The organism is Nonomuraea sp. NPDC049378, from assembly GCF_055586745.1.
Genome location: NZ_JBVJHP010000011.1, coordinates 202,436 through 216,809, shown reverse-complemented (window position 1 = coordinate 216,809; position 14,374 = coordinate 202,436). Strand labels below are relative to the sequence as shown.

Annotated in this window: 15 protein-coding genes; 9 read left to right on the top strand and 6 right to left on the bottom strand. The window is 70.7% G+C overall.

What is annotated here, in order from left to right; all coding sequences use genetic code 11:
* Nucleotides 1-49: 49 nt before the first annotated feature.
* Entirely contained in the window at nt 50-961 is a 912-nt protein-coding gene (locus tag ACZ6SA_RS24650) for a lysostaphin resistance A-like protein (protein ID WP_465830662.1), read from the top strand.
* 65 nt (nt 962-1,026) lie between these two features.
* On the top strand, nt 1,027-2,277 hold the full coding sequence (locus tag ACZ6SA_RS24645) for a serine hydrolase domain-containing protein (RefSeq protein WP_465830831.1): 1,251 nt from the start codon (nt 1,027-1,029) through the stop codon (nt 2,275-2,277).
* Here the strand turns inward: ACZ6SA_RS24645 and ACZ6SA_RS24640 are convergent.
* A complete protein-coding gene (locus ACZ6SA_RS24640; RefSeq protein WP_443152071.1) occupies nt 2,258-3,409 on the bottom strand; it encodes a DUF418 domain-containing protein in 1,152 nt (383 codons plus the stop codon). The genes ACZ6SA_RS24645 and ACZ6SA_RS24640 overlap by 20 nt on opposite strands.
* 173 nt (nt 3,410-3,582) lie before the next feature.
* Between ACZ6SA_RS24640 and ACZ6SA_RS24635 the strand changes: the two genes are divergently transcribed.
* On the top strand, nt 3,583-4,017 hold the full coding sequence (locus ACZ6SA_RS24635; RefSeq protein WP_347645683.1) for a CBS domain-containing protein: 435 nt from the start codon (nt 3,583-3,585) through the stop codon (nt 4,015-4,017).
* A gap of 79 nt (nt 4,018-4,096) precedes the next feature.
* Here the strand turns inward: ACZ6SA_RS24635 and ACZ6SA_RS24630 are convergent, their stop codons facing one another.
* Nucleotides 4,097-4,591 carry a DoxX family protein gene (locus ACZ6SA_RS24630; protein WP_347645684.1) on the bottom strand — a complete coding sequence of 165 codons (495 nt, stop codon included), beginning with the start codon at nt 4,589-4,591 and terminating at the stop codon, nt 4,097-4,099.
* A 353-nt stretch (nt 4,592-4,944) separates the two neighbouring features.
* Here ACZ6SA_RS24630 and ACZ6SA_RS24625 point away from each other — a divergent pair, with 353 nt between their 5' ends.
* Nucleotides 4,945-5,979, top strand: a complete 1,035-nt coding sequence (locus ACZ6SA_RS24625) for an NAD(P)-dependent alcohol dehydrogenase (protein WP_465830659.1) — start codon at nt 4,945-4,947, stop codon at nt 5,977-5,979.
* A 35-nt stretch (nt 5,980-6,014) separates the two neighbouring features.
* Here ACZ6SA_RS24625 and ACZ6SA_RS24620 read toward each other — a convergent pair whose 3' ends face one another.
* Nucleotides 6,015-7,352: a serine/threonine-protein kinase gene (locus tag ACZ6SA_RS24620; RefSeq protein WP_465830657.1), complete on the bottom strand. Its 1,338-nt coding sequence runs from the start codon at nt 7,350-7,352 to the stop codon at nt 6,015-6,017.
* A 209-nt stretch (nt 7,353-7,561) separates the two neighbouring features.
* Here ACZ6SA_RS24620 and ACZ6SA_RS24615 point away from each other — a divergent pair, with 209 nt between their 5' ends.
* Nucleotides 7,562-7,951, top strand: coding sequence for a hypothetical protein (locus ACZ6SA_RS24615; protein ID WP_465830655.1), 390 nt, complete (start codon nt 7,562-7,564; stop codon nt 7,949-7,951).
* A gap of 56 nt (nt 7,952-8,007) precedes the next feature.
* Here the strand turns inward: ACZ6SA_RS24615 and ACZ6SA_RS24610 are convergent, their stop codons facing one another.
* Both ACZ6SA_RS24610 and ACZ6SA_RS24605 read right to left on the bottom strand, forming a co-directional pair.
* Nucleotides 8,008-8,859: an alpha/beta fold hydrolase gene (locus ACZ6SA_RS24610; RefSeq protein WP_347645688.1), complete on the bottom strand. Its 852-nt coding sequence runs from the start codon at nt 8,857-8,859 to the stop codon at nt 8,008-8,010.
* Nucleotides 8,860-8,943: 84 nt separating this feature from the next.
* Nucleotides 8,944-10,110 carry an acyl-CoA dehydrogenase family protein gene (locus tag ACZ6SA_RS24605; RefSeq protein ID WP_465830653.1) on the bottom strand — a complete coding sequence of 389 codons (1,167 nt, stop codon included), beginning with the start codon at nt 10,108-10,110 and terminating at the stop codon, nt 8,944-8,946.
* Between the two features lie 138 nt (nt 10,111-10,248).
* Here ACZ6SA_RS24605 and ACZ6SA_RS24600 point away from each other — a divergent pair, with 138 nt between their 5' ends.
* Nucleotides 10,249-10,806 carry a YceI family protein gene (locus ACZ6SA_RS24600; RefSeq protein ID WP_465830651.1) on the top strand — a complete coding sequence of 186 codons (558 nt, stop codon included), beginning with the start codon at nt 10,249-10,251 and terminating at the stop codon, nt 10,804-10,806.
* 12 nt (nt 10,807-10,818) lie between these two features.
* Here the strand turns inward: ACZ6SA_RS24600 and ACZ6SA_RS24595 are convergent, their stop codons facing one another.
* Nucleotides 10,819-11,361, bottom strand: coding sequence for an MOSC domain-containing protein (locus ACZ6SA_RS24595; protein WP_347645691.1), 543 nt, complete (start codon nt 11,359-11,361; stop codon nt 10,819-10,821).
* Between the two features lie 179 nt (nt 11,362-11,540).
* Between ACZ6SA_RS24595 and ACZ6SA_RS24590 the strand changes: the two genes are divergently transcribed.
* From ACZ6SA_RS24590 to ACZ6SA_RS24580, 3 genes are all read left to right on the top strand, one after another.
* A complete protein-coding gene (locus ACZ6SA_RS24590) occupies nt 11,541-13,112 on the top strand; it encodes an alpha/beta fold hydrolase (RefSeq protein WP_465830650.1) in 1,572 nt (523 codons plus the stop codon).
* Nucleotides 13,113-13,278: 166 nt separating this feature from the next.
* A complete protein-coding gene (locus ACZ6SA_RS24585; protein ID WP_465830649.1) occupies nt 13,279-13,635 on the top strand; it encodes a hypothetical protein in 357 nt (118 codons plus the stop codon).
* A 25-nt stretch (nt 13,636-13,660) separates the two neighbouring features.
* Entirely contained in the window at nt 13,661-14,146 is a 486-nt protein-coding gene (locus tag ACZ6SA_RS24580; RefSeq protein WP_443152081.1) for a GNAT family N-acetyltransferase, read from the top strand.
* Nucleotides 14,147-14,374 lie beyond the last annotated feature (228 nt).

Sequence of the window (14,374 nt, the reverse complement as noted above, 5' to 3'; positions counted from 1 at the left end):
CACTCCAGCGTGATGATCTCGACCGGTACGCCGCCGTAGCGTCCTTGGTGTGGCCGCGGCGTGGGGCCGCGAGGCCATGAGGGTGGAGGTCGTTTCGATGGAGCTGGGCGTGCAGGTGCTTCCCGTGGCGGAGGCCAGGTGGTGGTCGCGGCCGATGGCCCGGCTCCTGATCATGGTGGTGCTGCTCGCCGGCGTCACCGCCGTCGTCGACAAGATCGCCGCCGGGATGGCCACGGGGCCCGTCGGCGGCCTGGTGGCCGGCGGTCTCGGCGCGGGGTTCGCGATGTGGGCGTACGCGATGGGGGTGCGGGCCACCGAGCGGCGGCACGTGATGGAGCTGCTGCCGGGCCGCGAGGAGGCCGCGTCGTTGGTGGGGCGGTGGACGCTCGCCGGCCTGGCGCTGTTCACGGTCACGATCGGCGTCATCGCCGTGGTCGGCGGCTACCGCGTCGCCGGGTGGGGGTCGCCCGGGGGCGCCGTGACCGTGTTCGGGACGATGTGCGCGGTCGCGGTCGTCGAGGAGCTGCTCTTCCGCGGCGTGCTGTTCCGCATCGTCGAGGAGATGGCCGGGACGTGGGGCGCGCTGCTGGTCTCCGGCGGGTTGTTCGGAGCGCTGCACCTCGCCAACCCGGGCGCCACCGGCTGGGGGGCGCTGGCCATCGCGGTCGAGGCCGGGCTGATGCTCGGCGCCGCGTACGCCGCCACGCGCAGCCTGTGGGTCCCCATCGGACTGCACCTCGGCTGGAACGCCGCCGAAGCCGGCATCTTCGGGGTCACCGTCTCCGGCTCGGGAGCGGAGTCGCACGGGCTGCTCGAAGCGACGATGTCCGGGCCGGCGGCGCTGACCGGCGGCGCGTTCGGTCCTGAGGCGAGCGTCGTCGCGATCCTGGTGTGCGGCGTGCCGACGGTGCTGTTCCTGCGGATGGCCCACCGCCGCGGCCACCTGATCCTCCGGCCCTGACGCCTGGCTCTGTGGTAGTAAAGAGGCCGATTGCGAGCAATGTGACAGCAGGGGGAAATGTGACCATGCTCAGCCGGCGGCGGCTCCTTCAGGCGGGTGCGGGCGCCGTGCCGGCGATCGCGCTCGGGGCGGCTCCCGCGTGGGCCGGGTCGGCCGAGCCGCCGACCACCGGGGTCGTGCCGGCGTCGATGGCCGGGTTCGACAAGGCGCTGAAGGCGTACATCAAGGAGCGGGACATCTCCTGCGCGCAGCTCGCGGTCGCCAGGAAGGGCAAGATCCTGCTCGCCCGCGGCTACGGCTCCTACACCAGGCCGGACGGCTCGACGGCGAAGGTGCAGCCGACGTCCCTCTTCCGGATCGCGAGCCTCAGCAAGAGCCTGACCGCCGCCGCGATCGTCCGGCTGGCGCAGGACGGCAAGCTGAGCCTGGGCGACAAGGTCGCCGACCTGCTGGACCTGCCGACCGAGGCCGACCCCCGGCTGGCGAAGGTCACCCTCCGGCGGCTGCTCCAGCACACCGGCGGCTGGGACAGGGGCGTGACGACCGACCCGCTGTGGAACGACACCACGATCGCGGCGTCGCTGGACGTGCCGCTGCCGATCGACCACGCCGACATCACGAAGTACACCACCGCGAAGAAGCTCGACTTCGCCCCCGGCTCGAAGTACGTCTACAGCAACTACGGCTACATGCTGGCCGGCCGGGTCATCGCGCGGGTCTCGGGCCTGCCCTACGAGACGTACGTGCGGCAGAAGCTGCTCGCCCCCGTCGAGATCGAGCGGATGCGGCTCGGCCGCAGCCTCCGCTCCGAGGCGTTCTCCACCGAGGTGCCGTACGAGTCGAAGTACTCCAGGAAGAGCGTCGTGGACCCGTCGGGCAAGACCGTGCCCTACCCCTACGGGGGTTTCAGCATGCCCAACCAGGACGCCAACGGCGGCTGGCTGGCCTCGGCCGTCGACCTGGTCAAGTGGGGTTTCGTCTTCGACGGCGCGGGGCCCGTGCTCAACTCCACGTCGATCTCGCGCGTCTTCGCCAGGCCCGAGCTCGGCGAGAACCCCGGCGGCGACTGGTACGGCCTCGGCTGGCGCGTGCGCGAGAACAACGCCGGAGGGTTGAACACCTGGCACAACGGCAGCATGCCCGGCACGTTCAGCTTCTTCGCGCGCGTGCAACGCGGCGTCAGCTACTGCGTGATCTTCAACCGCAGGGAGGAGGAGGGCAGCCTGGACTTCGACGGGATCGACCCCATCCTCGGCAAGGCGATCGGCACCGTGAAGACCTGGCCAACCACGGACCTCACCCCGAAGTACTTCTGACGCGGCTCGGGCTGTTCGCCGGCTGCTCGGCGTTACCGAACGGCGCCTGATAGGCCCACTGCCAGGCCGTTTCGAGCGGTCCGCGCCGGAACCGGCGCAGCCACGACGAGGACAGCACCATGATGAGCAGGCAGATCGCCGCCCACGCGACCGGCACCCACCAGGGCCGGTACGCGTCGAGCCGGCTCGCCAGCCCGAGGCCCCAGCCGTAGCAGAGTGCGCCGGCCAGCAGGTTCTGGAACACGTAGCCGGACAGCGCCGTCCGCCCGACGTTCGTGAGCCCCCGCCGTACCACGCCGGGGGCGCCGCGCAGGCCGAGCACGATGGTGGTGATCAGCCCGAGCAGGCCGAGCGAGACCAGGGGAGCCAGCAGGTAGCGGTCGGCCACGAACCAGCCGGGGCCGGCGAAGGAGGTGGCCAGGTTCAGCGGCACGCCCGCGCCGAGCCCGACCGCGATCAGCCTCCTGCGCAGCCGGGCGCCGCGGTCCTCGAACAGCCCGGCGCGGAGGAGGCGGGCGCCGAGAAGGAAGAGGACGACGCCCATGGGCACGATGAAGATCAGCTCGATGCGGAAGATCGCGGCGTACTCCAGGCGCAGGCCGACCTGGTCGAGCCAGCTTCCCTCGGTGTAGACGGGGCTCGTGCCGCCGCCCGTGGCCGGCGCCTGCAGGGCCACCGTGGCCAGGACGGCCAGGGCGGCGTGCAGCGTCCCCATGCCGATCATCCAGCCGGTGATCGCGCGTTCGCTCCTGCCCACCAGGTACGCGACGATCACGGCGGTGACGGCGTAGCCCATCAGCACGTCGAACTCGAAGATCAGGATGTAGTGCAGCGTGCCCTCGGCCAGCAGGAGCGCCGAGCGCCACAGATACCGTCCAGGCCAGGCCAGGCCCTTGCGCACGGCGCTGCGGTACTGCAGCTCCAGGCCGATGCCGAAGAGCAGGGTCAGCAGCCCGAGGAACTTGCCGTTGGACAGGAAGCGCACGAAGGTCTCCACCGCGCTGCCGCCGCCGCCCAGCTGCAGCATGTCCAGGGGGCCGCCCGGAGCGGTGAAGATCCAGATGTTGGTGCCGAGCGTGCCCATGATCGCCACGCCGCGCAGCACGTCCAGTGCGTCTATGCGTCCTTTCACACCTTCCAGCCTGCTGCCGCCGCAACCCGCCGCCATCGTCCCGCCTGACGAAAACGGCCGTACATCGATGGATGTACGGCCTTGCGTCTTCGGTCGGTGGCTCACGGGCTGAGCCGCCGCCTGATGGGTAGGGGGCGCGTGATGTTCCGTCAATCCTGCTGAAGGAGGCGACAATGGACACATCAGGGGTCGCGAAGACCGTCCAGGACGTGATGCACCAGGGAGCGGAGTGCGTCGGCGAGCACGAAAGCCTGCGCACCGCCGCGCGCATGATGCGCGACCTGTCGGTCGGGGCGCTGCCGATCTGCGGCGACGACGACCGGCTCAAGGGGATCATCACCGACCGCGACATCGTGGTCAAGTGCTGCGCCGAGGGCAAGGACCTCGACTCCACCATGGCAGGGGAGCTGGCCCAGGGCCTCGTGTGGGTGGAGGCCCACAACAGCGTCGAGGAAGCGCTGCAGAAGATGGAGCAGCACCAGATCAAGCGGCTGCCCGTCATCCGCGAGCGCCGGATCATCGGCATGATCACCGAGGCTGACCTGGCCAAGGAGCTGCCCGACAGCAAGCTGGCCGAGTTCGTGCACCGCATCTACGCGCATTCCTGACCGGGAAGCACGATCAGGCACGGTGAAGCCCCGCGGAGCGTCGCTCCACGGGGCTTCGCCGCCGGGCCGAAAGTACGGGTCAGGCGGCCAGCTTGACGTCCGAAGCCGTCCGCTCGCGGGGCGGGACGAGCCGCGCTCCCAGTGCCCTGGCCGCGATCACCATGGCCGCGGTGACCAGCACGATGTCCTTGAGGATGTACTGGGCCTCCAGGGTGGGCGGGCCACCGGGGAACATGTCGGTGAAGAACAGCACCAGCGGCGACATGAACCCCACGAGCGCCCCGGCCATCACGAGCAGACCGGCCTTCAGGAACCTCCCGGTGATCAGGGTCAGCCCGATGAAGCACTCGGTGGCGGCGACGACGGCGAGCGCGACGCCGCCCGACACCACGCCGAACGTCAGCTGTTCCAGCGTGCCCACCGCGAGCTCTTCCGCGGGGCTGACGCCAGGAAAGAACTTCAGGAACCCGAACCCCAGGAAGACCAGGCCGACGCTGATCCGCAGGGCGTCGATGCTGTGGCGGGCGAGCCACCCGGTCGTCGTGGCGAGCATCTTCGTGTACGTGGCGGTCATCTGCTTGCTTCTCTCTTCCGTCGTCTCCTGCTGACACGACCAAGCGTCGCCGGATCCGCCGTCCGAGGAATCCGCCGGCGAGCGGCGACCCGGCTACGCCGTCCCGCGTACGCCGGCGCCGGCCCCTCTTCGCCTCACGGGGTAGCCGGGGGCGGCGTCGTACCGAGCGCGGACCCCCATGCTGTGTGGCGCCCATCCGTGGGGCGTCGACAGGCGCGGTGGCAAGCAGGCGTACGAGAACCGCATCTCCTAGGAACAGGGATCTACCGCTTCATGGGCCACCGGGCGTTGACCATTCGCGGCGAACGCACCAAGGATCGAGCTACGACCTATCTGTCGGACAGGGAGTGGCGATGCGAGCGGTACGCCTGCACGAGTACGACAAACGTCCGGTCGTCGAGGACGTCCCCGAGCCCGAGATCGGCGGTCCGCTGGATGTGCTGGTCGAGATCGGCGGCGCCGGGTTGTGCCGGACGGATCTGCACATCGTCGAAGGACAGTGGGCCGCCAAGTCGGGTGTGAGCCTGCCGTACACGATCGGGCACGAGAACGCCGGCTGGGTGCGCGAGGTCGGCTCGGCCGTGACCGGCGTCCGGCCCGGCGACGCGGTCATCCTGCACCCCCTCGTCACGTGCGGGCTGTGCCGGGCGTGCCGCGCCGGCGACGACGTGCACTGTTCGGCCTCGAAGTTCCCCGGCATCGACACCGACGGCGGCATGGCCGACCTGCTGCTCACCACCGCCCGATCCGTGGTCAAACTGGATCCCTCGCTGCAGCCGGCGGACGTCGCGGCGCTGGCCGACGCGGGCCTGACCGCCTACCACGCGGTACGCAAGGCCGTGCCGCTCCTCCACCCGGGCACGCGGGTCGTGGTCATCGGCGCCGGCGGGCTGGGCCACATCGGCGTCCAGTGCCTGGCCGCCATGACGCCCGCCGAGATCATCGTCGTCGACCGGTCACCGGCCGCCCTCGAACTCGTCCAGGGGCTCGGCGCCACCCACACCGTCCATGCCGACGGCCGCCAGGTCGAGGCGGTCGCCGACCTCACCGGCGGGCAGGGCGCTCACGTGGTGCTGGACTTCGTTGGCGAAGGAGGCACCGAGGCCGAGGGGGTGGCGATGGTGCGCCGCGCGGGGTCGTACTTCGTGATCGGTTACGGCGGGCGGGTCGAGATCCCCACGATCGACATCATCTCCAGCGAGATCAACGTGATCGGCAACCTGGTCGGCTCCTACAACGACCTGGACGAGCTCATGGCCCTGGCCGCCCAGGGCAAGGTCGGCCTGCACACGAGGACGTACCCGCTGGAGGCCGTCAACGACGCCATGGACGACCTGGACGGCGGGCGGCTCCAGGGCCGCGGCATCCTCGTGCCCGCCAGGGGCTGACCGGCCGAGTGCGCGGCGGGACGCCGGTCATCCGCTCAGCGGCCGCGTCCCCAGCCGTTGCCGGGCTTTCCGTACGTGGCCCCCTTGGCCCTGCCGCCCTTCTTGGCCAGCCCCGGCGGCAGGCGCCCCGAGCGCCACGCGCCGGTGGAGCGCGGCTGCGCGGCACGGAACGGGGTGCCGCGCGGCTGGGCGGTCCGGGACGGGTTGCCGGATGGTCGCGCGGTTCGGGAGAGGGCGTCTTCGGGTGGCCTGTCGGCTGACGCGCGGTAGGCGTGCAGCGCGCTGCTGGGCTGCGGCGCCGGATGCGTGACGGGTTCGGCGCGTGGCGTCTCGTGGCGAGGGCCGGCGACCTCCCCATCGGGCCAGGAGGTCGTGGCGAGCACCGCGACGATCAGGGCGGTCACAGCGGCCGCCTGCCGCCACCGTCCGTGCGTGGCCGCCCGGGGGCGGGAGCCCAGGGCCGGGATGGGGAAGAGGGCGCCGTTGTCAGCGACGAGGGATGCGGGCTCGGCCCGGCTCGGAGCGGCCTCGTGGCGGGACGGCTGCTCCTGCTCCGCCACCCGGAGCAGTTCCCGGTGGGCTTCGGCGGTTCCGATGCGGCGCCCGGGGTCCTTGTCCAGGAGGCCGGTGATGACCGGGGCGAGCGGCCCTGCCTGCCGCAACGGGGCGGGGCTGCTGGTGAGCACCGCGCTCAGGGTGGCCAGCGCGCCGCTGTTGCCGAAGGGGGAGCGGCCCTCGACGGCCTCGTACAAGGTGGCGCCCAGCGACCACAGATCGGACTGCGGGGTGGAGGGCCCGCCGCGCGCCCGTTCGGGGGCGAGGTAGGCGGGCGTGCCGAGCACGATGCCCTCCCGCGTGAGGTGTGCCTGGTCGTCCAGCGTGGTGGCCAACCCGAAGTCGGTCAGCACGGCGTGGCCGTCGTCGGACATCAGCACGTTCGCGGGCTTGACGTCGCGGTGCACGATGCCCTTCGCGTGCGCGGCGCGCAGCGCGTCCAGCAGTTCCAGCCCGACGCGCGCCACGGTGGCGGCGGGCAGCGGTCCCCGTTCCCTGACCACGTCGTCCAGGCTGCGGGAAGGCACGTACTGCAGGACGATCCACGGCCGCTCGTCGGCCTCCACCACGTCGTACACGATGGCGATGTTCGGATGGCTCAGCCGGGCGGACAGGCGGGCCTCGCGCATGGTGCGCCCCAGCAGGACCTCCCGCTCGGGTCCTGGCCGGTGGGGCAGGCTGAGTTCCTTGACCGCGACCTGGCGGTCGAGGAGCTCGTCGTGGCCGCGCCAGACCGTGCCCATGCCGCCCCGGCCCAGCTCGGCCAGCAGCCGGTATCGCCCGGCCAGCAACCATCCTTCATAGGGCGAAACCGACATGTCGGCAGAACTACCCGATCAAGATCCGCGCACCACGACTGCGTCACACACCGTTGCGCATCCGTTACGGTCCCGCGGACGGGGTGGTGTGTGGCGCCCATCACATGGGATGTGTGGATTCGTGCACAGTTGATCGCAGACGTCCTTCCTAGAGTCAGTGCCGTGCCGGACGGAATCCCCGAAGGCATCTGACGAAGGAGGAGATCTGCATGCGTAAGGCTCTGACGGTCGCGGCTCTGGCCGGTTCGATGGCGGTCACCGGTCTGTCCCTGGTCCCGGCCGCGGCCCAGGCGGCCACGCACTCTACGACGAGTTGGGGGAAGGTCTTCTCCAGCGACGGCAAGGCGTACACGTTCGGCAGGACGTGGGAGAGCCACGGGAAGGTCTTCACGAAGTGGCACGGCGTCGACAAGGTCGGCGGCAAGAAGGGCTGGGTCTGGTTCGAGGTGTACCAGGGCGGTCAGTGGAAGAGGTTCAACAAGGCGTGGGACGGCAAGGTCACGGGCGCCTGGCAGGGTCACGGGATCAAGAAGGTGTACACGTTCACCTGCTGGGCCGGCAAGTTCGACAACTGCGGCAAGAAGTACCGCATCTACTAGGAACGGCCGGCCGGCGCCACGGTCCGGGCGGCGCCGGCACGACGGGCCTCCCGCGTCTATGCGGCCAGGACCTGGCGCAGCGTGGCGGCGAAGGCCTCCGGATCGCCCTTCATGCCGAACTCGCCGTCGAGGAACCCGGCGTGGTGGCTGGGGAAGACGACCGGCTCCGTGCCGAGGCGTGCGGCGACGGCCACGCCCGCGCGATGGCACAACTGGCCCTCGCTCTCCGCTCCGACGCCGATGACCACGCGGGCCGAGGCGGCGCGCAGCGCCTCGAAATCATGCTCGTGGTGCGTACAGGTCACCAGGTTCTGCGCGAACATCACATCGTCCCGGGAACCGTCGTCCTCCGCCGGCAGCCCGAGCTCGGCGGGGCTCTGCACGGGCTGGTCGTCGAAGCCGTCGGGGATCTCGCCGTGCAGGCCCGTGACCGCGATGAACTTCGCCATCGCCGCTCCGAACCCGTGCCGGTCGTAGGTGCGGCGGATGCCGGTCACGGCGGCCAGCGCCCGTTCCCGGTCCGGCAGCACCTGGACGGCCGGCGGTTCGTGCGCGACGAGCGTACGCACCTGGCCGGGGTGCCTGGCCACCAGCGCCAGCCCGTTGACGGCGCCGCCACTGCTGGCGAAGATGTCCACCGGCCCTCCGCCGAGCGCGTCGATCAGCCGGTGCAGGTCGTCGGCGTGCTGCTCGGGCGTCGACTCGCCGCCGCCGGTGCGGGTGCTGCGGCCGCTCCCGCGCGGGTCGTAGGTGACCACCGTGCGGTCGCGGAAACGGGCGGCCAGGCCGGTGAAGCCGCTGGCGTCCATCGGGGAACCGATCATCAGCAACATCGGCGCGTCGCTCGGCTCGCCCTCCCGTATGTCGTAGTGCAGAGTGCCGCCGGGCACCTCAAGGGTGTGGGCCATGAGTCCGTCCTTTCTCGACTTCGGTGATGAAGACCCGCGGCGGCGGCGGAACTCATCGGTCCCGCGGAAACCGGTTCTGGAAAGCTACGCCCGCAGGCCGAACACCTCCCACGACTCGCCGGGAGCCAGCCCGGCCAGCTCGCGGCCACACTCCTTGAGCACCTGCGGCCCCGAGGTGATGTGCGCGGTGCCGGCGTGGGCGTCCCTGAACAGCCGCTGCACCAGCCCGTCGCGCAGCGCCGAGGTGCCGCCCGACGCGTAGACGAACCGGGACACCTCCGCGATCGTCGAGGTGACGTGGTTGAGCGCCAGCCGCACCATCGTCTCCTGGCGTACGTCGAGCGTGCGGCCCGCGTCCAGGGTGCCTTCCACGTCGTCCCACGTCTCGTGCACCAGGGCCTTGGCCGCGCGGAACGCCGCCTCCGCCCGGGCGAAGCCGGTGCGGAAGGCGTCACTGCCGGCGAGCTGGCCGGGCCGTCCCGCCCGCGCCCCCGCGTTCCGGACCAGCTCGTCGAGGAGCCGGCGACCGACGCCGAGCGCCCAGCCGCAGTGGCAGATCAGCGCCTGGTCGACCAGGCCGAGCCGGTAGAGCGCGCCGCCGCGCAGCGGCTCGTTCTGGGTGAAGACGTGCGACTGCGACTCCGGTACGAAGGCTCCGTCGATGGCGTAGTCGATGCTGCCCGTGGCGCGCAGGCCCAGGACGTCCCAGTTGCCGAGCATCTTGACGTCGTCCAGCGGGGTGATGAAGATCCGCACCTCGTCGGAGCCCTCGACGGCGCCGAGGCTGTGGGCGTACTGCGCGTGCAGCATGCCCGAGGCGAAACTCCACTGCCCGCTGAGCCGGAACCCACCGTTCTCGCGTACGGCGGTGCCCGGCCTGGTGCCCTGGCCCGCGACGAGCGGCATCCGCGGGCCGGCGAAGATGCGTTCGACGGCGTCGTCACCCAGGTAGGCCCCGGCCGTGCCGTTCTCGAGGGTGGTGGCCATGACCACCCAGCCCGTCGAGGGGTCGGCGTACGACAGCTCCTCGAAGACGGCGATCAGTTCCCGGGGGGACGATTCGGCGCCGCCGAGGGGAACGGGCACCCATACGCCGAAAAGTCCTGCCTCGTGCAGGGCGTCCATGACGGATGTGGTGAGCCTGCCCTGCGCCTCCGCCGCGTCCGCCTCGCGCTCGATCAGGGGGCGCAGGTCGCGGGCTCGCTCCAACAGGTTGGCGCCGGCGGTGTGCAGTCGCCGTGTATCGCTCATCTCCAGGTGCTCCTGTCCGTGATCGCTGGCACTCCTCTCTGTCAGATCACGCCAGCCGCTCCTTGTCCAGCCGCCGGGGCGGGCGAGGCCGGCACGCCGGGCCGCGGCGGGCGTACGACGCGGGGCTAACCTGGCACTATGGACGTTTCCGCTGGTGGCTACGGGCTGGGGCCCGAGTCCGGGCAGCTGCTGGTGCACACGACCCGCACCGGGCTGGGCGCCAAGGCCGGGCATGACCTCACGATCGAGGTGACCCGCTGGCACGGCGAGGCCGCTGTCGATCCCGCCGATCCGGCCGGTTCCTCGGTGAGCGTCGAGGTCGACGCGGATTCGCTCGTCGTCAGGCAGGGGACGGGCGGCGTCAAGCCGCTCACGGAGTCGGATCGCCGGGAGATCGGGAAGATCCTGGGCGAGAAGGTCCTGCACACCCGGCGCCACCCGACGATCACGTTCCGGTCGACGCGGGTCGAGGGAAGCGCGGAGGAGTTCCGCGTCGAGGGCGAGCTCACCCTCGTCGGTGTCACGCGGCCGGCCGAGGTGCGCGGCTCGCTGGCCGAGGGCCGGGTGCGCGGCTCGGCGGTCATCGTGCAGTCCCGGTGGGGCATCCGGCCCTATTCGGCGTTGTTCGGCGCGCTCAAGCTCAGCGACGAGGTCGAGGTGCGCTTCGACGTCGGCCTCGTGCCGAAGGAGCTCTGAGGCGGGCCGGGCTCAGACGCGGTCGAGCGGGCGATGGGGCCCGGCCGGGAGCTCCACCTTGACCGGGTCGCCCGGGCGCACGACGCCGCCCGTCCTGACGACGCTCATGACGCCGGTCTTGCGTACCAGGTTGCCCGCCTGGTCGCGGCCGACGACCTGCTTGAGCAGGCCGTCCTGGAAGTTGTCGATCTGCACGCAGGGGTTGCGCAGCCCGGTGACCTCCACGACGGCCTGCTCGCCGACGTGCAACAGCGTGCCGGCCGGCAGGCCGAGCAGGTCGATGCCGCTGGTGGTGACGTTCTCGCCGAGCTCGCCCGGCCTGACCGTGTAGCCGGCCTCGCCCAGTTCCGCGAACAGCTCCTCGTGGATGAGGTGCACCTGGCGCAGATTGGGCTGGGTGGGGTCCTGGGCCACCCGGGAGCGGTGCTTGACGGTCACGCCCGCGTGCACGTCGCCTTCCACCCCTAGGCCGGCGATCAGGGTGATGCTCTCCCGGTTCGGCTTGGTGAAGGAGTATTCGCCGTTGCTGCTGACCGCCGTGACCGTCCCGTTCATCCGGTTCTGTCCCCCGTGTGGCGTGGATCGCTGGAAAGGCCAGTGTGGCAGATGCCGAAAAGGGAGCACTTTGCGCCAAATTTCTCAGCTTTGCCACACACGCCGCTGCGAGCCGGGATGATCAGGCCTGGCCGTGTGCCGCGCGAGCGGCCGGCTGATCGAGTGACGATTGGAGCAACGTGCGAAGACGATCTTCCCTGCTCGCCGCCGCATTCACGGTGCTGGCGGCGCTGTTACCTCTTTCGACGGCCGGAGCGGCGGCCGCCGCGGACAGGGCCACGGGGGTCGCCGTCAAGGACGGCATCACCTGGGCGCCCTGCGAGGAGGAGCCGGAAGCCGAGTGCGGCAAGCTCGCCGTGCCGATCGACTGGTCCAAGCCGAACGGACCCAAGGTCGAGATCTCCCTCGCCCGCCGCAAGGCCCTCGACCCGCAGGCCCGCGTCGGATCCCTCGTGATCAACCCCGGTGGCCCCGGCGGATCCGGCGTCGAGGCCGTCTACGCCGCCCCCGGCTCCTACACCGAAGACCTGCGCAAGCACTTCGACATCGTCGGTTTCGACCCCCGGGGCGTGGGCCGCAGCCATCCGGTGACCTGCTCGGCGTCGGTGTACAACAAGTTCCCGTACGCCGTCATGAAGAGCCAGGCCGACTTCGACAAGTGGACGGCGTTCGCCAAGGAGCTGCGCGAGGACTGCCGGCAGCGCACCGGCCCCCTCTACGACCACGTCGACTCGGTCAGCGTGGCCCGTGACGTCGAAGCCATCCGCGCCGCCCTCGGCGAGGGCAAGCTCAACTTCTACGGCATCTCGTACGGCACGCTGATCGGCCAGATGTACGCCGAGCTGTTCCCGGGCAACATCAGGACCATGGCGCTCGACAGCAACATGGACCACAGCCTCGGCGTCGCGGCGTTCCTGACCACCGAGGCCGCCGCCGTGGAGGACGCGTTCGACCAGTTCGTCGGCTGGTGCGAGCAGGAGACCGCGTGCGCCCTGCACGGCAAGGACGTCCGTGAGGTGTGGGAGCGGCTGCTGAAGAAGGCGCGTGACGGCAAGCTCTATTACCCGGGCGTCAAGGACCGTCCGATGACCGAGATCCAGGTCCTGTGGCAGGGCGTGCTCGGCACGGAGGGCCCGGCCTGGCAGCTGCTCAGCCAGATGCTCAACGCCCTGGACGGCGGCCCGCTGCCGGACGAGGTGCCGCCGCTGCCCGGGCGGCAGCCGGTGTCGGGGGAGACCGTCGAGCTGAACACGACGATCCTCTGCGAGGACTACAAGCTGCCGGTGCGCAACTACCGGGAGTACGCCGCGCTGATGAAGATCTCCTCCCGCATCGCCCCCGACATGCGCCTCAACCCGATGCCGGTCGAGGACCTGCCCGTGTGCCTGGGCCACCCCACCAACAACCCGCAGCACCGGCTGCGGTACACGGGTGACGCCCCGATCCTGCTGGGCAATTCGATCCACGACCCCTCCACCCCGTGGATCTGGTCCGCCAACGTGGCCCGCCAGTTCGGCTCCAAGGCCACGCTCCTCACCTACGAGGGCTGGGGCCACCGCATCTACGGCAAGGACAGGTGCAGCACCGTGCCCTTCGACGAGTACCTGATCTCGTTGAAGATGCCGAAGAAGGGCGCCCGCTGCGAGGTCGGCGGCACCGACCCGACGCTCAGGATGTTGAAGAAGGAGGTGTGGCCGACGGACGGGCTCAAGTGGGGCAGCCCGGTCGCGTCCGCGGCAGCTCGGCGCTGAAGCGCCGGCCCGCGCCGAGCTGAACAGCGCGGGCCCTCTAGAGGGCGGCATCTCCGGATGCCGCCCTCTTTGTGTTCTGCCGCCACATAGACACTGGACGGCGGCGTATCGTCGCGGTGTGGCGTGTTTCCTCTGCTTCGCATGCCGTAACCCGATCACCCTGTCCGTGCGGAAGATCCCGCTGCCCCCGTACAAGGAGCAGCCGGTCGACGCGACCGTGTGGTACGAAAGGATCAAGCAGCCGCGGATGCCGCGCGGGACGTACGCGGCCAACCACCACCCCCACGAGCTCTCGGATGAGCATCCCGGCCTGGTCATCCATCCCGACGACGCCGTCGGCATGCGGCTGCATCCGGACACCTCCCGGCTCACCGGCTGCTGCGGGATCAGCGCGATCGTCGGCCCCAACCTCGTCTGCGCGGCCTGCGGCGCGGAACTCGCCGTCCACCAGGCCGACTGCCATACGGAGAACCAGGTGACGCTGCTGGTGGAGGCCGTCATCCTGTCGTACGCCCACGATTGACACCCAGGGAGTAGGGTGAGCCGCCATGGGTGAGGGGTGGCGCGTGGAGAGCATCGAGACACCGCGCCTCGCCCTGCGCCCGCTGCGCGTTGAGCACGCCGACGAGATGGCCGCCGTGCTGTCCGACCCCGCCCTGCACGCCTTCACCGGCGGCGTCCCGCTCACCGCGCAGGAGTTGCGCGCCCGCTACGAGCGGCTGGTGGCCGGGCCGCCTGGCTGGCGCAACTGGGTGGTGTGGTCGCGGGAGGAAGAGTGCCTCACCGGCTACGTGCAGGCCACGGTCGAGGGGCGGACCGCCGAGATCGCCTGGGTGATCGGCACCCCGTGGCAGGGGCGCGGCCTGGCCACGGAGGCGGCGAAGGCGTTGGTATGCCGGCTGGTGGGGCAGGGGATGGGCACGATCGTCGCGCACATCCATCCCGGCCACGCGGCCTCGGCCGCCGTCGCCGCGGCCGCGGGTCTGCGATCGACCGGACGGTTGCACGACGGCGAGATCCGCTGGGAACGCTGAGCACGGCGAGCACGGCCGGCCGTCCCTAACGAAGAAGTCACGGGCGCGGATCACCGTGATATCAGAGGACGCTTGATCATGAACAAAGGTTTACGGCGTTTGACCGATTGTAATAGTTTTTTTGGTCGTTCGAAGATCATTCGGTAACGTCGTGTGAGCAGTCCGTACGTATCCGAGACGGACACGTACTGGAACACGGACGCGTACACGAGAGAAGGCCGAGAGGAA